This is a genomic window from Polynucleobacter sp. TUM22923 (assembly GCF_030295705.1).
Classification (GTDB): Bacteria; Pseudomonadota; Gammaproteobacteria; order Burkholderiales; family Burkholderiaceae; genus Polynucleobacter.
Genome location: NZ_AP027274.1, coordinates 1,614,410 through 1,633,125, shown reverse-complemented (window position 1 = coordinate 1,633,125; position 18,716 = coordinate 1,614,410). Strand labels below are relative to the sequence as shown.

General features: G+C 47.0%; 17 protein-coding genes. 4 read left to right on the top strand and 13 right to left on the bottom strand.

What is annotated here, in order from left to right:
* Positions 1-4: 4 nt before the first annotated feature.
* The 9 genes from ruvA to QUD86_RS08265 form a co-directional block, all read right to left on the bottom strand.
* Positions 5-586 (bottom strand): Holliday junction branch migration protein RuvA, encoded by a 582-nt coding sequence (ruvA, locus tag QUD86_RS08305; protein WP_286296596.1) that lies wholly within the window; start codon positions 584-586, stop codon positions 5-7.
* Between the two features lie 27 nt (positions 587-613).
* Complete coding sequence (gene ruvC / locus QUD86_RS08300; RefSeq protein WP_286296594.1) at positions 614-1,132, bottom strand: crossover junction endodeoxyribonuclease RuvC; 519 nt, start codon at positions 1,130-1,132, stop codon at positions 614-616.
* 30 nt (positions 1,133-1,162) lie between these two features.
* Positions 1,163-2,743 carry a bifunctional phosphoribosylaminoimidazolecarboxamide formyltransferase/IMP cyclohydrolase gene (gene purH, locus QUD86_RS08295; protein WP_286296592.1) on the bottom strand — a complete coding sequence of 527 codons (1,581 nt, stop codon included), beginning with the start codon at positions 2,741-2,743 and terminating at the stop codon, positions 1,163-1,165.
* 44 nt (positions 2,744-2,787) lie between these two features.
* Complete coding sequence (locus QUD86_RS08290; RefSeq protein ID WP_100379749.1) at positions 2,788-3,027, bottom strand: helix-turn-helix domain-containing protein; 240 nt, start codon at positions 3,025-3,027, stop codon at positions 2,788-2,790.
* Between the two features lie 81 nt (positions 3,028-3,108).
* Positions 3,109-4,125 carry a tRNA dihydrouridine synthase DusB gene (gene dusB, locus QUD86_RS08285; protein WP_286296588.1) on the bottom strand — a complete coding sequence of 339 codons (1,017 nt, stop codon included), beginning with the start codon at positions 4,123-4,125 and terminating at the stop codon, positions 3,109-3,111.
* Between the two features lie 155 nt (positions 4,126-4,280).
* Positions 4,281-5,438, bottom strand: a complete 1,158-nt coding sequence (locus tag QUD86_RS08280) for an FAD-dependent monooxygenase (RefSeq protein WP_286296585.1) — start codon at positions 5,436-5,438, stop codon at positions 4,281-4,283.
* Positions 5,439-5,440: 2 nt separating this feature from the next.
* On the bottom strand, positions 5,441-6,814 hold the full coding sequence (locus QUD86_RS08275) for an aminopeptidase P N-terminal domain-containing protein (RefSeq protein ID WP_502928864.1): 1,374 nt from the start codon (positions 6,812-6,814) through the stop codon (positions 5,441-5,443).
* Complete coding sequence (gene murU / locus QUD86_RS08270; protein ID WP_286296581.1) at positions 6,807-7,532, bottom strand: N-acetylmuramate alpha-1-phosphate uridylyltransferase MurU; 726 nt, start codon at positions 7,530-7,532, stop codon at positions 6,807-6,809. The genes QUD86_RS08275 and murU overlap by 8 nt, the downstream gene beginning before the upstream one ends.
* Positions 7,525-8,529: an aminoglycoside phosphotransferase family protein gene (locus QUD86_RS08265; RefSeq protein ID WP_286296580.1), complete on the bottom strand. Its 1,005-nt coding sequence runs from the start codon at positions 8,527-8,529 to the stop codon at positions 7,525-7,527. The genes murU and QUD86_RS08265 overlap by 8 nt, the downstream gene beginning before the upstream one ends.
* A gap of 32 nt (positions 8,530-8,561) precedes the next feature.
* Here QUD86_RS08265 and QUD86_RS08260 point away from each other — a divergent pair, with 32 nt between their 5' ends.
* The 4 genes from QUD86_RS08260 to rsmA are packed head-to-tail and all read left to right on the top strand — an operon-like array spanning position 8,562 to position 14,332.
* A complete protein-coding gene (locus QUD86_RS08260; protein WP_286296579.1) occupies positions 8,562-11,090 on the top strand; it encodes an LPS-assembly protein LptD in 2,529 nt (842 codons plus the stop codon).
* On the top strand, positions 11,087-12,556 hold the full coding sequence (locus QUD86_RS08255) for a peptidylprolyl isomerase (protein ID WP_286296578.1): 1,470 nt from the start codon (positions 11,087-11,089) through the stop codon (positions 12,554-12,556). Before QUD86_RS08260 ends, QUD86_RS08255 begins: the two co-directional genes overlap by 4 nt.
* On the top strand, positions 12,531-13,556 hold the full coding sequence (gene pdxA, locus QUD86_RS08250; protein ID WP_286296577.1) for a 4-hydroxythreonine-4-phosphate dehydrogenase PdxA: 1,026 nt from the start codon (positions 12,531-12,533) through the stop codon (positions 13,554-13,556). The genes QUD86_RS08255 and pdxA overlap by 26 nt, the downstream gene beginning before the upstream one ends.
* Positions 13,553-14,332 carry a 16S rRNA (adenine(1518)-N(6)/adenine(1519)-N(6))-dimethyltransferase RsmA gene (rsmA, locus tag QUD86_RS08245; RefSeq protein WP_286296575.1) on the top strand — a complete coding sequence of 260 codons (780 nt, stop codon included), beginning with the start codon at positions 13,553-13,555 and terminating at the stop codon, positions 14,330-14,332. Before pdxA ends, rsmA begins: the two co-directional genes overlap by 4 nt.
* Before the next feature lie 17 nt (positions 14,333-14,349).
* Here rsmA and QUD86_RS08240 read toward each other — a convergent pair whose 3' ends face one another.
* From QUD86_RS08240 to glyQ, 4 genes are read right to left on the bottom strand one after another with little or no spacing between them, the layout of a single operon-like run.
* Positions 14,350-15,084, bottom strand: coding sequence for a lysophospholipid acyltransferase family protein (locus QUD86_RS08240; RefSeq protein WP_286296573.1), 735 nt, complete (start codon positions 15,082-15,084; stop codon positions 14,350-14,352).
* Positions 15,085-15,089: 5 nt separating this feature from the next.
* A complete protein-coding gene (gmhB, locus tag QUD86_RS08235) occupies positions 15,090-15,662 on the bottom strand; it encodes a D-glycero-beta-D-manno-heptose 1,7-bisphosphate 7-phosphatase (protein ID WP_286296572.1) in 573 nt (190 codons plus the stop codon).
* Positions 15,659-17,797, bottom strand: a complete 2,139-nt coding sequence (gene glyS, locus QUD86_RS08230; protein ID WP_286296569.1) for a glycine--tRNA ligase subunit beta — start codon at positions 17,795-17,797, stop codon at positions 15,659-15,661. The genes gmhB and glyS overlap by 4 nt, the downstream gene beginning before the upstream one ends.
* Before the next feature lie 16 nt (positions 17,798-17,813).
* The gene (gene glyQ, locus QUD86_RS08225; protein WP_286296567.1) at positions 17,814-18,707 is read right to left on the bottom strand and encodes a glycine--tRNA ligase subunit alpha; all 894 of its coding nucleotides are present in this window, start codon (positions 18,705-18,707) and stop codon (positions 17,814-17,816) included.
* Between the last annotated feature and the right edge of the window lie 9 nt (positions 18,708-18,716).

The following is an 18,716-nucleotide window of genomic DNA, read 5'->3' as shown; positions in this document are numbered from 1 at the left end:
TTATTTAAGACTTAGAGAGGTGCTTTAAACCCATTCGGATGCCATCCGAGACTGAGCTATCAGCAGGGATATGTTTGAGGGCTAGATGCGCCTCTTTCTCAGAGTATCCCAATGCAAGAAGTGCTTGCAGTATTTCACTGCTAGCTTCAATGACATTTGGTTTTCCGGGGATCACTTCCAGCCCTGCGATCAGTTTTCCTTTTAGCTCCAAGCAAAGACGTTCGGCAGTCTTTTTACCGATACCAGGTACTTGGGTCAAGCGGCCCGCTTCTTGCATGGCAATTGCCTGAGCTAGCTCATCGACGCTCATGCCAGATAGCACCGCTAAAGCGGTACGAGAACCAACACCACTGATTTTGATTAAAGCCCTAAAAGCAGCGCGCTCTGTTTCTGTTGCAAAACCAAAGAGCTGCTGAGCATCTTCGCGAACTTGGAAGTGCGTTAGTAAGGTAATTTTTTGATTGACCTCTGGGAGCTGGTACAGAGTGCTCATGGGTACGTCAATCTCATATCCAACTCCCTGACAATCTACTAGTAGGCGAGGTGGGTGAATAGAGACAAGAATGCCTTGGATGCGACCGATCATATTATGAGATATTAACCTGTGATGAGATTACTTGCTGCGTTTCTTAGGCGCTAATGCAGCGCTAATGGCTTTCGGAATTTGAGCATGATGGGCTGCGCAGATCGCTACACCTAAAGCATCAGAAGCATCCGTTCCCGGAGCACGACTCAATCTCAGAAGACGTTTAACCATCTCCTGGACTTGCGGCTTGGCTGCACGCCCAGTCCCAACAATAGATTGCTTGACTCGAAGAGCGCTGTATTCAGCAACGGAGAGTTTTTCAGAGACGAGGGCGGCAATCACGGCCCCTCTAGCCTGCCCAAGCATTAAGGTAGAGCGAGGATTGACGTTCAGAAAGACCTCTTCAATTGCAGCAGCTTCTGGATGGTAAGTTTCTAAAACCTCTTTAATGCCAGCATACAAGATGCCCAATCTTTCTGGCAAACCTTGAGCAGGGTCACCACTTTCGATCGTCCCAGAGGCGACATAAGTCAGTTTTTGCCCATCGACGTCAATGACACCAAAACCAGTGATACGAAGACCCGGGTCAATTCCTATCCAGCGCATGCTATTAATTTAACTTTTCTCGTTGATAACTTAGTGACGGAAGTGACGGATGCCCGTAAAGATCATCGCAATACCATGTTCGTTTGCAGCGGCAATGATTTCATCATCACGCATGCTGCCACCTGGTTGAATGGCGCAGCTTGCGCCGGCGTTCACAACCACGTCTAGACCATCTCGGAAGGGGAAGAAGGCATCACTTGCAACGGCTGAGCCTTTAAGACTCAGACCGGCATTCTCTGCTTTGATGCTAGCCATACGGGCAGAGTCCACCCGACTCATTTGGCCGGCACCGACCCCCAGAGTCATCCCGTTAGCGCAATACACAATCGCATTCGATTTCACAAATTTGGCGACACGCCAGGCAAACATCATGTCATGCATTTCACTCGGGGTAGGCAATCTTTTGCTAACAACCCGCATTTCACTTTGCAGTACATTTTTAGCATCCGGGGATTGAATGAGTAAGCCACCTCCAACCCTTTTGAAATCAAAACCATTAAATCCAACGCCCAGCGGAATTTCTAATAAGCGGACATTTTGTTTGGCGGCAAAAATGACTTTAGCTTCGTCTGTAAAGCTTGGCGCAATCAACACTTCAACAAATTGCTTGGAAATAGTTTCGGCTGCTAAGCCATCACAGGGAACATTAAGGGCAATGATTCCACCAAAGGCCGAACTTGGATCCGTTTTGAATGCTTTTTGATAGGCTTCCAAGGCATGATCACCAACGGCAACACCACAAGGATTTGCATGTTTAATGATGACGCAGGCTGCAGTACCTCCAGCCTGATTTGAGAAACTCTTAACGCATTCCCAAGCGGAGTCTGCATCTGCAATATTGTTGTAGGAGAGCTCCTTACCTTGCAGTTGATGATAGTTTGCTAAGGCACCTTCTACCGCCTGAATATCTTTATAGAAGGCTGCGGATTGGTGGGGGTTCTCACCATAGCGCATTTCCTGGACCTTCTCAAAAGCGAGGTGCAGAACAGCTGGATATGCTGAGCGTGCTTTGTGATCTAGATCATCGCCCAATGCGCTTAAGTAGTTAGCAATAGCGCCATCATATTGGGCAGTGTGCGCAAATACTTTTTTAGCAAGACGCAGATTAGTCTTATAGGAGACTTCATTCTGATTGGCTTTCATTTCTGCTAAGACAGGCTCATAGTCTTCAGGCGAAATGAGCACCGTGACATCTTGATGATTTTTTGCGGCAGCACGCAACATTGCTGGGCCACCAATATCAATATTCTCCACTGCATCTTCAAATGAGCAGTCTTCACGGGCAATCGTCTCATTAAATGGATAGAGGTTAATCACCAACAGATCAATCGTATCAATTCCATGCTCTTGAAGTGCAGCCATATGCTCGGGCAGGTCTCTGCGGGCTAATAATCCCCCATGTACCATCGGGTGCAGTGTTTTGACGCGACCATCTAGCATCTCAGGAAACTTGGTTAAGGAAGATACTTCGACAACGGGCAAATGATTTTCAGCTAACAGCTTTGCCGTTCCACCTGTAGAGATAAGCTTGATGCCTTGCTCATGAAGAGCTTTGGCAAAGGGCACAATGCCATTTTTATCGGAGACGGAAAGTAGGGCTGTACGGATCATATTGGGCGAGGGTATTGGGTGAATAAAAAATGTGAAAGAGGTAATTACTTGAGCAGCTGATGCTCAGCAAGTTTCTTATGAAGTGTATTGCGATTGATGCCTAAATACTGCGCCGCTAAGGACTGATTTTGTTTAGCATGCTGCATGACTAATTCGAGCATCGGCTTTTCTACAACTGCCAACACCATTTGATAGAGGTCTGAGGGTGGCGTGCCTTTGAGGTCATCAAGGTATTGTTGCAGCTGAGTCTCGATACATTCAGTTATGGGATGCTTGGTAGTCATGGGCAGGTAATGGATAAGTAGTGTTTTAGCGCTAAATTAAAATATCAGGTGCAGCGAAAATGAAGAACATAAAAAAGTGAGTTAAGCGGCCTCTAAAAAAAGCAATCGATCTGAATGGGACTTCATCTCATTAAAGAAATCATTGACCATTTGCAATTGCGTTTTGCAATCGTCAGCCGTATTCATTCTCTGTCGAAAGGCATGCGAATCTCGTAAGCCCTTGCAATACCAACCAATATGTTTCCGTGCAGTACGCAGCCCAACATATTCACCATAGAACTCATAATGGTCAATCAAATGACTATTCATAATCTCCTGAATTTCATTAATTTGCGGTGTAGGTAGCTTGCCACCTGTTTTCAAAAAATAATCAATCTCACGGAAAATCCAAGGGCGACCCTGAGCGGCACGGCCAATCATGATGGCATCAGCACCGGTCGCTTGTAAAACTAAGGCTGCTTTTTCAGGGGTGGTGATATCACCATTCGCCACAACCGGAATAGCGACGCTATTCTTTACTGCTGTAATCGTTTCATATTCTGCTTCGCCATGATAGAGATCCGCTCTGGTGCGACCATGAACCGTGAGCATCGAGATGCCTGCTTTTTCAGCAAGCTGTGCTACGGCGATGGCATTCTTATTTTCACGATCCCAGCCAGTGCGAATTTTTAAAGTCACCGGAATGGCATCAGGTCCTACACCAACGGCTTGGACCACCGCTTCCAGAATTTGCTGTACCAAAGGCTCATCTCTGAGTAGGGCAGAGCCGGCAGCTACATTGCATACTTTTTTAGCGGGGCAGCCCATATTAATGTCAATAATTTGTGCGCCATTGTCTCTATTGAGTTGAGCTGCAGCAGCCATCATTTGCGGATCCGCGCCAGCAATTTGGACGGCAATGGGATTGAACTCTCCCTCATGATTAGCGCGACGCTGGGTTTTTTCACTTTTCCAGAGTAGGGCATTAGACGCAATCATTTCTGATACGGCATAGCCGGCACCCAGCTTTTTGCATAGCTGCCGAAATGGGCGGTCAGTGACCCCCGCCATTGGAGCGACAAAAAGTCTATTTGCAAGAAGGTGTTGGCCGATCTTCATGGATGTTTTTGGCTAAAGCAAATCTATTGAGCGCTGGAAAGGCTGTCACTTTAGCATAAATAGAGTTCAATCTGCTTAAAAAATAGGCAGATTAAGGAAATAAGATTACATGAAGCGTGCTGGTCTTGACCAGTGCGTCAGCGTATTACAGAGCCTTAGCGCCTACCAAACATCATTTGCCGGGCTAAGGCTGTTTTGACTGGGGGAAGCCACTGTAGAGCCGATAAAGCCAATCCCCGGGCTAATACGATGGGGACTAGATCAGAAGTAAAGATTCTCGCCATAAAGTCCGTAAGGCCAATAGTAGCCATTCGATCTACTTTTCGGCTTTGGGCATATTCATGCAGGGACTCTTCAATTGCAGCTGGAGTCTTTTGTGCATCCGCTAGGGAGAACAGCATGCTGAGCTTTTCCGCCAAGAGATAGGCATCTCTGAACCCTAGGTTAAGACCTTGACCAGCTACAGGGTGCAAAGCCTGCGCAGCATTACCAATCCACACCTCATTACCAGAGGTAATTTCTTTGCGGTAGTTCAGGCCCAATTCGTAAAGGCGGCGATCTCGTATTTTTAAAAATTGCCCAACGCGTGAGCCAAATGCTGTTTGCAGGCTACGTAAAAAATCAGCATCACCTAATGCGAGTCGTGCTTGTGAGGCATCTGGACTTGCGCACCAAACTAAATTAAGTGTGTGCGGGCCAAAGTGACTAGGCAGAATTGCTAAAGGACCTTCCGGGGTGAAGCGCTCCCATGCTTGATGAGGGATGGCCTTTTCAACTTCAACCAAACCGACTAAAGCCGATTGCTGATAGTCTCGCCCAGACTCAACCCAGTCTTGGGTTTTAAAGAGTCCACCTTCGGCATGCACCACAACTCGCCCATGAATATCGCCAAGGTCTTGGTTTGCCTCAATCTGTTGCCATACAAAATTTGGGCTGTGGGCTTGAATTGCTCTCAGTGCTAGACGTAGCGTAAGGTGAATATCACGGTAGCGGACAATATGTCCAAGTGCATCTTGATCCAGCTCTTCACGTTTCATGAGTGCGCGACCAAAGCGACCTGCTTGCGATACGTGTACGCTGTGAATATCAGCGCAATCACTGGGCCAAGCATGGATCGTATCCAGCAGTAATTTACTGCCGTGAGAGAGGGCAGTGCCTCTACTATCACCCGCTACTAAATCCGCATCATTGATCGGGTTGCGATCCAATAGCGTGAGGCTGACCTCAGGAAATTTCTGTAAACACCATGCAGCGCAGGCTAGGCCAACTGGGCCGCCGCCTTGAATCACAATGTCGTAAGTCTCAGACTTCATGATTAACTATTTTTCATCACTGCTTCGATTTCATCTGCATCGACTGGAGCGCCACGAGAAATCAATTCACAAGCAACATCATTGACTACCGCATCATCTTCAATTCGGATGCCAATGTTCCAGAATTTTTCATCAATGTCATCAGCGGGGCGAACGTATAAACCAGGTTCGATCGTTAAAACCATGCCAGGTTTTAAGATGCGAGAAGGGTTCTCTTTTGGACTCTTTACCCCTTGTGCCAGTGTTTCGCGATAGGACCCTACATCATGGACATCCATGCCCAGCCAGTGCGAGGTGCGATGCATATAAAAACGACGGTAGGCAGCAGTTTCTAGGGCGTTCTCTAAGGAACCTAGCTCAGACAATTTAAGTAATTGCTCGTCAAGTAGGCCTTGAGTTAATACCTTGAGCGCAGCTTCATGTGGCTGCATAAAAGTATTGCCGGGCTTGGTTGCCGAAATTGCCGCTTCTTGTGCCGCAAGTGTAATGTTGTAAAGCGCTCGTTGGGGCCCAGTGAATTTTCTATTAACTGGGAAGGTGCGAGTGATATCAGAGGCATAGCCATCCAATTCACATCCTGCATCAATGAGGCAAAGCTCGCCACTGCGTAATTCGGCAGCGCCAGCACGATAGTGAAGAATGCAAGCATTGGCACCACTAGCCACAATACTGTTGTAAGCAACACTTTGTGACCCACTAGAGCGGAACTCATGAAGTAGTTCAGCTTCTAAATGGTACTCACGCATGCCCGGCTTGCAAAATTGCATTGCACGAACATGGGCTTGTGCAGAAATTTGCGCAGCGCGACGCATAGTGTCAATTTCATGGACGTCTTTAAATAAACGCATTTCATGAATAAGGGTTTCAACATCATGAAACTCGGATGGAGGATTTACGCCAGAACGGGCTTGTTGACGTACTTTTTTCATCCAGTGGCGCAGGCGACGATCGGCTTCAGCACTTTCGGATAGCCGAACATAAACAGCCTCTTGATCGGCCAATAGCTCACTTAGCTTCTGATCTAAATCGTGGTGGCTGTGTGCGTACTCCACTCCTAAAGCAATTGGCGCAGCTTGGGGACCTAGACGAATACCATCCCAAATTTCTCGTTCAGGATCTTTGGGTCTACAAAATAAGTGAGATTCAAGTTGGGGTTGATGTTGATTGCCGCTAATATTGAGAACCAATGTTGCGCCGGGCTCCTCAAAACCAGTGAGATAAAAGAAATCACTATCGTGGCGGTAGGGAAATTCACTATCGCGATTACGAGCAGCTTCCGGTGCGGTTGAAATAATGGCGATTCCACCACCGGTTTTGGTGCATATTTGCTTTGCTAGGGCAATACGACGTTCTTGGTAGATCAGATTGTTATTCATGTGCTGCATTGAGCTCTTGTAATCGTTGCGGTGTACCTACATCGTGCCATGGTCCTGTATATTTTTCACCGGACACCTGATTTTCTCTCATGGCATCTCTTAGTAAAGGCGCTAACTTGGCTGATTTGCCGATTATTAGGTTTTTGAAAAGATCCCGGTGATAAAGGCCAATACCTGAAAAGGTCAGCTTTTCGCCCTGATCCGATCGATTTTCGGATACCCGTGAATCCAAAAGGTCAAAATCCCCCTCAGGATGATGGGCTGGGTTGGGAACCATGATGAGGTGTGCCAAGATTGGTTTTTGGGTGCTCCGTAAAACGGTGAGCTTATTTAAAAGCTGCTCAATCGGAAAATGAGGGCAAAACACATCCCCGTTGATGACCAGGAAGTAATCCTCTGTATTAAGGTGTGGCAGTGCCTGTCGTATACCGCCGGCAGTTTCTAATGCATTCTTTTCTGGCGAGTAGGTGATATTCAAATGAAATTGATGCCCGTCACCAAGCGCATCCTCAATTTTTTGTCCTAGCCATGCGTGATTAATAACAACCTCTTGGATGCCCGCTGCATTCAATGCCTCTAGATGCCAAGCTAATAAGGATTTATCTTTAATAGAAAGTAGCGGTTTTGGTGTCTCATCGGTTAGTGGGCGCATACGCTCACCTCTGCCTGCCGCCAGAAGAAGACAAGGAATCGCATTAGCTCCTGTTGAATCAGGCATCTGGATCACGTCGAGTAGATTCTAAGATGCGCGCTAAGGGTTTTAATTCAATATATCGATTGGCAGTAGCAATCGCGTACTCCAGTACTAAGGGAATATCCTTGAGGTAGGCCTCTTTACCGTCGCGATGAAAGAGTCTTGCAAAGATGCCCAACACTTTGAGATGTCTTTGTAAGCCCATCCATTCAAAGTCACGATAAAACTGGCCAAAATCATTTGGCATTGCCAGGCCTACTTTGCGACCCTCTTCCCAGTATTTAATCACCCAGTCAATCACACGCTCTTCGGGCCAAGCAATATAGGCATCGCGCCATAAAGAAGCGGCATCATAGGTAATGGGTCCATACACTGCATCTTGAAAATCGATTACGCCTGGATTATTTTTTTCAGTCACCATCAGATTGCGTGAATGAAAGTCGCGGTGTACGTAGACCTTCGCTTGAGCTAAATTATTTTTTATGATGAGGGAAAAAGCATTCTGAATTTGCAAGTCTTGCGCTACTGTTAGGGGCAAGTGCAAATGTTTTCCTAAGTACCACTCTGGAAATAAATTTAATTCTCGTTGAAGTAGTGCTTGATCGTAGTTGGGCAGTACATCGGATTGACTAGCTAGTTGCATTTTTACTAAAGCATCAATTGCATCTTGATAGAGCCCATCTGCTGATTCTGAATTCAGGGCAGCCAAATAAGTTTGATTGCCTAAATCACCAAGCAGAAGAAATCCTTCGACAATGTTTTTCTCGTAGATTTTGGGGACATACAAACCTGCTTCCTCTAGCAATAAATCTACCTTCAAAAAGGCGTCTAGGGGCTCATATTGGGGTGGGGCGTCCATTACGATCAAAGAGCCAAAATCGGGATTTTTGGAGTGAATTCGAAAATACCGACGAAAGCTGGCATCTGCAGATGCAGGGGCTAAAGTGGACATATCTAATTGCCAGCTAGCTTCAAGGCCTGTTAGCCAGTTTCGGAGGGTATCTAAGCGGGAGTCGGTCATGGTCGATTCGTATAATAAGCGGGTCTGGATCTATGAGTCATTATCGCCTTCGTGCCGGCCCTTGTGCCCTTCTTTTTTGTACTGCAACCCTGCGCTTAATGTTGGGGGTAGTGTTGTCACAATTTGCGCTTCCTGGGGCAGCTCAGGCACCCACTCCATTGCCACCCACTTCGCAGTCATTAAGCAATTCTGCAAATGCTATTTTGATACCTGATCGTGGTGCCGTTACGATTTTGAAATTAGACGACCAGTTGCGTGTTGGTAAGCCAATCGAAGACGGTAAAGCGCTCACTTTTACCTCCAGCGATTCAATAGATGGAGTAGTCGATCGCGAGATGCGTTTAAAAGGTCGCGCACAAATTCGCCGTAATGGCGCGGTTCTTAAAGCCGATGAAATTAAATACGACCCTGACTCTGATGTAGCAAACTTAGTTGGCAATACGGAGCTATCTAAAGGCAACGCTTCTTTTAAGGGGCCTAAGGCACGATTTAAGGTGGATGCACGTGAAGGTGAAATGGATTCACCCACTTATGAGCTTAAAGATAATCGCGCTAGTGGCACTGCGAATAAATTAACGATCCAAACTGCAGATGTTTTTGTTTTCGATAAAGCCACTTATACAACTTGCACTCCAGAAAACTTAGATTGGTATTTCACGGCTAGCACGCTTGAAATCGACAACGAGCAAAAAGAGATGGTTGGCACTCATGGGGTAATGCGATTTTTCGACGTGCCGATTGCCTATGTTCCCTATTTCACAGCACCAACCTCCAAGGAGCGTCGATCCGGAATTTTGGCGCCTGTTGCAGGCTATAGCTCCAGAAACGGTATCGATATCACTCAGCCCTACTATGCCAATATCGCACCAAACCGAGATTTACTATTGTTACCTCGTGTGATGGGTCAACGTGGTGTTCAGTTGGGCGCGAAGTACCAATTCCTAGATCAACAGTATGCGGGCACCTTAGCTGGCGACTATCTCCCGTACGATCGCAAAACCGGCACGGATCGTTGGCGGTATGACTGGCAACAAAGACAAAATTTCAGTGGCGCTTTATTGGGGATGGGCGGCATTCCAATTGCAGGGGCGTGGACTGGTTATGCCAACGTCGCTCGCGTTTCTGACAATTTATATCCCACCGACTTTTCACAAAGTATCGCTGGTGCGGTGACTAGCCAGTTTCGTCAAGAAGTGGGCACCACGAAAGGTTTGACGGGAAGTTTAAGTAATTGGAATGTATCTGCCAGAGCATTAACCTTCCAAACCTTGCAACCCGATCCAACGGTGACTGTTCAGTCACCTTACAACATATTGCCGAACGTCAATGCGAGCTACAGTAATCGCCTTACCCCCACAGTAGCCGATGCCTCTGGAAAGTACCTTGCTTTGCCTTCTGGGCCAGTAACCACCTTCTCAACGGATTACACGCGGTTTTCCTATAACGTGAACAGTAATTTAGCGGCAGCTCCAGCAGGCTACTTATATAGCCAGGCTGACCGGACAGTCATTAAAGGCGCTATGGCCTTACCTCAAATTACACCGGGTTATTACGTGACCCCTAAGGTGAGCTTTCAGGCGAATAACTACGCGGCAACGTCCGTAACGCTGGGTGCGCCACCTCCCCAAGGGTTTGCTATTCCTACACTGAGCTTAGATTCAGGTTTGTCATTCGAAAGAGATGCGGCAGAACTCAAAGGATTTTTTGGGCGTGACATGCTGCTCACAATGGAGCCCCGAGCCTATTATGTGTATACCCCATATCAAAGTCAGGCAATGACACCTCTATTTGATACTTCCGATGCCGGCTTTGGTGTAACCCAGATTTTTAGTGAAAACACGTTCGTCGGTAATGATCGCATTGCCGACAACAACAAGTTAACTGGGGGCATCACGAGTCGCATGATTGAGGCGGGTACTGGCGCGGAGCGTGCCAACGTCACTCTTGCTCAAAGACAGTCGTTCACGCCTCAAAAAGTGGGATTGAACGGCAACATCATTAACCCAAGTACCTATTCTGACACTTTGGGCTCGGGATCGATACGCCTACTTGGTAACTTTAGTGCTGATATGTTTGGGCAGTACAACACCCAGTTAAACAAATTTGTTCAAACAACCGTGGGTGGTAGCTGGCGTCCAACGCCTGGCCGCAGTCTTAATTTCGGTTACCGAAATGTTTGGACTCCGCCAACACAGTCCTTTGGACCCACTCCAGCGACGCTAGCTCAGACCACTACCGACCAATATAACGTGTCCGGCCAATGGCCCTTGACGCGTGAGGTTTCGGTTCTAGGGCGTTGGGGCTACGACGCCTTATCAACAAAAACACTAAATACTTTGGTTGCGCTTGAGTGGATGCGGGACTGCTGGACATTCAGAGGTGCCTACTCACAAGTACTCAATACTTCACAAATTACCACCACGCAGGTTTTATTCCAAATTGAATTTAGGGGCTTTGGTAGCGCCGGAAGTAATCCAGTTGATATCATGAAGCTAAATATCCCAGGATATCTGCCTACCTCTAAGCCTATACCGCCTTCAATATATGAGAACTATCAATGATGCATAGCACTTCATTCAAACAAGCCTTAGCTGCCATTCTTTGGCTTGGCGCTTCCTTACTGCCACAGTTCGCTTTGGCGCAAAACAGTCCAAAGACTGCGCCAACTGTAGAAAGCAAAATTCGGAATATTGATGGTGTGGCTGCCGTAGTCAATACCGGCTTTGTGACCCGCAAAGAAATTGATGATCGTATCGCGGCCCTACAAAAACAGGGAGGCAAACTGCCTGATGCTGCTACGTTGCGTAAGACTGTATTAGAGCGTTTGATTATTGAAAAAATTCAATTACAAAATGCAGAGCAAGAAGGAGTTTCTGTAAGCAACAAAGAGCTCGATAAAATTATCGGAGACATTGCTGTAAAGAACAAACTTTCACTTGCTGAATTGAAAGTCAAAATTGTTGCTACTGGCAGTACTTATGAGCGTTACCGACAAATGTTGCGTGACGATGTCATTTTGAGTCGGTATCGTGAACGTGAAGTAGAGGCTAAAGTCAAAATTTCTGATGCAGAAATTGATAACTTTATTACTGATCGCAATCGTGCTGTCGCAGGCGCAGGGGCAGGCACAGGCACAGGCACTACTCGATCTACCCCAGCGGGCAAGGGTGAGCCAGAAGAAATAGATGTGGCGCAGATCTTTATTCCAGCTGATGCCGCTGCAGGAGCGGGCGCTCAGGCAGAGGCAAAGAAAAAGGCAGAGTCTTTATTGCGGGATGCCCGAGGAGATGTCGATTTCTTGCAGTTGGGCGCCTTAGCTGCAAAAGATAATCCCAAGATTAAGTTTCAGGAATTGGGCTATCGCACGCCCGACCGCCTTCCACAGTTATTTTACGATGCTATTAGAAATACAGGTAGCGGTCAGGTTGCCAATGCGGTGGTTAAAAGTCCTGCTGGTTACCATGTCTTGAAAGTATTAGATCGTCGTGCGCTAGTTGCCAATGCTGAGCCTCAGCAAGCCGCTCCTCAAGAAGGTACACCTACTACGCCTCAGAACATTATGGTGACGCAGACAATGTCCCGTCATATTTTGCTGCGGAGCCGTGAGGGCTTAACAGACCAAGATGCCGAGAGACGTTTAGCGGGTTATCGAGATCAAGTGCGCGCTAAAACGGCAGACTTTGGTGAGCTGGCTAAAAAATATTCTGAAGATGGCTCGGCTGCGAATGGTGGAAATCTCGGCTGGATGGGGCCAGGAGATTTAGTACCTGAGTTTGATCAGGCAATGAATCGCCTGCAAATTGGGGAAGTCAGTAATCCAGTAAAAACGGAGTTTGGCTGGCACTTAATTCAGGTGCTTGAACGTCGTGAGGCGCAATTGACTATAGAGAAACAGCGTCAGTTTGCCCGTGCAGCGATTCGGGAGCGTAAGTTCGACCAAGCCTATCAAGACTGGTTACGTGAATTGCGCGACACAGCGACAGTCAAGATCATTAATGCCGATGATCCAGCATCCAGCCCCCGTTAATCTCGTTATTTGCTCCGGTGAGCCAGCAGGAGTAGGGCCCGAGGTTTCTATTGCAGCTGCACTTGCATTTCTGAAAGAGCAGTCTGAGGTTCAAATTACTCTGCTGGGGGATAGCAGCCTTTTTTCCAATACGGCTATTCCTGCAGAGGTCAGCGACCGCTTGCATGTTCAATCTAATCCTCTAACAGTGCCAGTAAGGCTCGGTCAACTTGATCCGGCCAATGCTCAGTATGTTCTGGATATTCTCGATAATGCAACGACTGCTTGTCTTGAGGGTCGATTTGATGCCATGGTAACGGCGCCAGTACACAAGAGTGTGATCAATGATGGCCTCCCCGTGGGGAGTAGTTTTTTCTCAGGCCACACAGAATACCTTGCCAATTTGTGCAAACAAGATCATGTAGTGATGATGCTTTGTGCAAGCTTACCAACAGGATTTTTAGGGCTGCATCAGTCGCGAGATTTGAGGGTGGCCCTAGTAACAACCCATTTACCTTTAAAGGATGTGCCTGCTGCGTTAAGTCAGGATTATATTTTGGAAACAATCCAGATTGTGGATCAGGATCTGCGTACTCGATTTGGAATTGCAATGCCATCGATTCGAGTCTCAGGCTTGAACCCTCATGCGGGAGAGTCTGGATATTTAGGTCATGAAGAAATCGATATGATTATTCCTGCAATCAAGGCTGCTCAGGCTCTAGGTATTCAGGTAAGCGGGCCTTATCCTGGCGACACGATGTTTGATGCTGGCGCTTTAGAAACAGTAGACGCTTTTATTGCGATGTATCACGATCAAGGCTTGGCACCTTTTAAGTTTGTTAGTTTTGGTGGTGGAGTGAATGTGACTTTAGGTTTGCCAATCATTCGAACTTCTGTAGACCATGGCACAGCTTTGGATATTGCTGGTCAGGGAATCGCTGATTCCAGTAGCATGTTGGAGGCACTTCGCTTGGCTTATCAATTAGCACACCATTCTAAAAATAGAAATATATCCACATGAAGCATCAAGCACGAAAACGCTTTGGCCAAAATTTTTTACAAGACTCAGGTGTTATTTATTCGATCGTCGCTGCCATCAACCCTGATGCCAATATGCACATCATGGAAATTGGTCCTGGTTTAGGCGCGCTGACTAGACCCTTGCTTAGTAATCTTGATCACTTAGATCTCCTGGAGATTGACCGAGACTTAGTGGCATATTGGAAGCAAGAGGACCTGAAAGGGCTTAACGTCATTGAGGGAGATGCACTCCAATATGACTTTCTGGGTTGGGCTAAGGCTAAATCTGCTGATGGCGTTTCATGCAAGGTAGTGGGCAATCTGCCTTACAACATCTCTTCACCGCTACTCTTTCATTTGGTATCTGCAGCGCATGTCATTGATGAGCAAGTATTTATGCTTCAGGCTGAGGTAGTAGAGCGGATGGTTTCTAAGGCAGGGGGCTCAGAGTTTTCTAGACTATCGGTCATGCTGCAAGCACGTTATGACATGGAGTTGGTATTGGAGGTGCCTCCTGAAGCATTTGATCCCCAGCCTAAGGTCAACTCCGCAGTTGTGCGCATGATTCCTAGGCAAGATTTTGATTTGAATGATGCTCAGTGGCGCGCCCTAGAGAAGGTGGTGGCAGCAGCCTTCTCTCAGAGAAGAAAAATGTTGCGCACCAACTTATCTTCCTACGCCGACAGAATTACTTTGTCAGAGTCTGAGTTAAAAGCACGTGCCCAGGATATTTCAGTGGAGCGCTATGTTGAGTGGGCTAAAACGCTCACTGCTTAATTCTCTAGTAATGTAAATTACGGGTACGCAGTAGGATCAATCACTCGCATTTCTGCCTCAATCCAGCGCTCTACTTCTTGATGTAATTGTCCGCCTGTCTTGCCGGCAGAGGGAATGGCGGGGCCAATCGAAAAAATGACGGTGCCTGCTTGTTTCATAAAGCTATTCTTGGGCCAGCAACGACCTGCATTGTGCGCAATAGGAATAACTAAAGCCTCGGTAGCGCTAGCAAGTCTTGCGCCACCCTTGCTATAGGGTTGATGTGAGCCTGTAGGCGTTCTCGTACCCTCTGGAAATAACAATATCCACTTGCCCTCGCTGAGGCGCTTACGCCCTTGTCCCACCACGGACAGCGCCGCTGACTCTTTGCTAGCCCGGTTGATATGAATCATTTTGAGCAAAGCCAAGGCCCAGCCAAAAAATGGAATCCAGAGCAATTCTCGCTTAAAGACAAAGCAGACTTGCTTAGGGAGCAAAGCAATATAAGCAATGGTTTCATAAGCCGATTGGTGCTTGCTGAGGACAACTACAGGCTGATCGAGGACCGCAGTCATATTCTCCATACCGCGAATTTCATAGGAGATACCGCAAAGTGGTTTCAGTATCCAGATGACAACCTTATTCCAAAGGCCAATAAAGCGATAGCGGTTCTCAGGATTTAAAAATGGGAACACGAGGATGCAGAGCACGGACCATATCGGCGTAAAAATCAGTAAAAATAAGGCAAACAGAGTGGAGCGTAAAACGACCATTTTTCTTAAACCTTATCTTGTATCAGTGCGTTTGCAAAAGCCAATAAATCTGCATGAATGTGGGTGCCTTCAGGTAGTCCGCCTGCCTCTAAAGTCTTGCGGCCTTTTCCAGTCAACACTAAATGGGGGCTGGCACCAAGGGCAATGCCTGCTTGAAGATCTCGTAAGGAGTCACCTACTATAGGGACGCCCAGTAACGGGTTAGCACTATGGGATTGCTTGTAGCGTAAAGCAATTTCTTTCATCATGCCTGGCAAGGGCTTGCGACAATCGCATGCATGTGCATCCAGATGGGGGCAGAAGAAAATACTATCAATATGACCGCCTAATGGTTTGAGTAATCTTTCCATCTTGCTATGCATCGCATGCAAATCATTGATGTTGAAAAATCCTCGAGCCAAACCGGATTGATTGGTAGCCACCGTAATTTGGTAGCCCGCTTGGTTTAGCAGAGCAATTGCCTCTAAACTACCCGGAAGAGGAACCCATTCCTCGCTTGATTTGACATAGTCATCTCGATCTTCGTTGATCACACCATCGCGATCCAAAATAATTAATTTAGTGGAGCTAGTGCTCATGCTAATTTGCCGAGGTCGGCAATAAGATTCATTTTCTGGTGAAGTTGTTGCAAGAGGGCTAGGCGGTTATCGCGTAACTCTGGATTGGGATCCATAACCATGACATCAGCAAAGAACTGATCAATGGGATTGCTGAGTGCAACCAGCGCTTTGAGAAATACTACAAATTGCCGTTGCGCATAAGCTGTTGTCAGTTGAGGGGCAATACTTTCTAGCGCTTTAAACAGTACAACTTCTGCAGGTGCTTGCAGTAGTGCGTTGGAACAGTTTTCCGGAATAACAGTAGTAGTCTTCTTTAGAATATTGCTGATTCGCTTATTAGCTGCGGCTAACTGACTGGCTTCTGGAAGTGCGTTAAATTCACGCAAAGCAGTTAAGCGATCCATTAGGTCGTTAAGTTGGGCAGGGGATTGGCTTAAAACAGCATCTATCTCACCAGTGGTAAATGGCTTGCCAGCAACAGATTGATCTCGCAAATAAGCGCGCAGACGATCGATGATGAAGGCGTAGATATCGTCACCATTTGCTTTTTCTTGAACATCCGCTTGTGAAAACTGCCGACGAGCTAGTGCAATCAATGCAGGCAGACTTAAGGCCAGATTCTTCTCCAATAACAGGCGGCAGATTCCTAAGGCATGGCGACGAAGTGCATAGGGGTCTTTATCGCCTGTTGGGGCAAGTCCCACACCCCAAATACCAATTAAGGTCTCGAGCTTGTCGGCAATCGCTAGAATCGTACCGGTCTGGGTTTCTGGTAAAGCATCCCCAGCAAAGCGTGGTCTATAGTGCTCACTGCAAGCAGAGGCTACATCTGTATGTTCGCCATCATAGGTGGCGTAGTATCGCCCCATGATGCCTTGCAGCTCTGGAAACTCGCCAACCATATCGGTTAGTAAGTCTGTTTTTGCAATTTCAGCGGCACGACTCACAAGAGATTCATCTGCGGATAATGCCTGAGCAATGCCAACAGCAATTGCTTGAACACGCTGTGTTCGCTCAAACTGATTGCCTAATTGATTGTGGTAGACCACTTTTTTAAGGTCGGCTACCCTTGAGGCTAACGGCCTTTTTTGATCCTGCTGAAAAAAGAAACGGGCATCAGATAAACGTGGGCGTATCACGCGTTCATTACCGGCAATAATCGCCTCTGGTGTATCCGTTTGAATATTCGAAACAATTAAGAAGCGATTTCTTAATTTACCTTCTGAGTCTGTCAGGGCAAAGTACTTTTGATTGGTTTGCATCGTCAAAATCAAGCATTCTTGAGGTACTTCCAAAAATTCTGAATCAAAATGACATTCGTAGATGGCTGGCCATTCCACTAAGGCAGTGACCTCGTCCAATAAACTATCGGGCATCAGCACTGAGTCACTACCGGCTGCCTTTAATAAGGCGGCTTCAATAAATTCGCGTCGCTGATTAAAATTAGGCAAGACTTTGGCTTGAGTCGTGAGTGCGGCAGCATAAGTATCGGCAGAGGCGATCGTGATGATGTCAGAAGCCATAAAGCGATGACCTTCAGTCTGATTATCAGCATCAATACCTAAGGCGCTAAGCTTCAGCACTCGATCACCATGGAGGGCAATAATACGGTGTGCTGGACGAGCAAATTCTACATCTGCTAATTGACCATTTTTCTGCAGCACTTGATAGTGCATCATTTTAGCGATGGGTAGCTTACTCAGCGTATGCACTAATGCTTGCTGTGCGGTTTTCTCTAAGGTAGCGCCCTGAGCAATCACATTCAGAAAGAGGGCTTCATTCTTACCTTCGCCTGATTTTTCTAGAGTGGATAAATCGATATCGGGATAACCCAGCGCACTCAACTTCTTTAGTAAGGGTGCAGTGGGTTTTCCATCAGCATCAAATGCAATGCTGGTGGGCAATAATTTTTCACGTACAGGGTGGTCAGGTGCTTGACTCAAAACCCCGGTCATGTGCACTGCTAGTCGACGGGGTGTGGCGTAACCACTGACAATAGAGTCTTCCCCAAGAAGGCCGACGGATTTAAGGGTATCGTAAATACCATCACTAAAGGCATCCCCAAGACGGCGTAAAGATTTTGGGGGGAGTTCCTCAGTAAAAATTTCAATCAGTAGACTGGCAGTTTGAGGAGCTGGGTTTGATGTACTCATAGTGGACTTAGGAATCTCAATCGGCTGCGAGCAAAGAAGGGCGTTGACACATTGGAAACCCTAATTTTTCGCGTGAGTCAAAATAGGCTTGAGCTACTGCGCGAGAAAGGTTGCGGATGCGACCAATGTAGGCGGCGCGCTCAGTGACGGAGATAGCGCCGCGGGCATCTAATAGATTAAAAGTATGACCCGCTTTCAGAACCATTTCATAAGCGGGAAGCGCTAGTGGAACTTCCATGAGACGCTTTGCTTCATTCTCATAGTTTGTAAAATTAGCAAAGAGTAAATCTGTATTGGAGTGCTCAAAGTTGTAACACGATTGCTCCACTTCGTTCTGGTGATACACGTCACCATAGGAAATTCCATCTGCCCAAACTAGGTCGTAGACATTGGAGCAATTCTGGATATACATTGCCAGGCGCTCAATACCGTAAGTAATTTCACCTAAAACCGGTTTGCAGTCCAGGCCGCCCACTTGCTGGAAATAAGTGAACTGCGTTACTTCCATACCGTTCAGCCATACTTCCCAGCCAAGCCCCCAAGCCCCAAGCGTTGGATTTTCCCAGTCGTCCTCCACAAAACGCACGTCGTTTTGTTGAAGGTCTAAACCTAGTGCGGCCAGTGAGCCCAAATAGAGTTCGAGAATATTTTCTGGCGCAGGCTTAAGTACGACCTGAAATTGGTAATAGTGCTGTAAGCGGTTCGGGTTCTCTCCATAGCGGCCGTCTTTCGGTCTGCGCGATGGTTGAACATAGGCAGCTTTCCATGGCTCGGGACCAATGGCCCTCAAGAAAGTGGCTGTATGAGATGTACCCGCACCGACTTCGAGATCAATGGGTTGTAATAAAGCACAACCTTGTTGATCCCAATAATCTTGGAGTTTAAGAATGATTTGCTGAAAAGTAAGCATGATTAACCT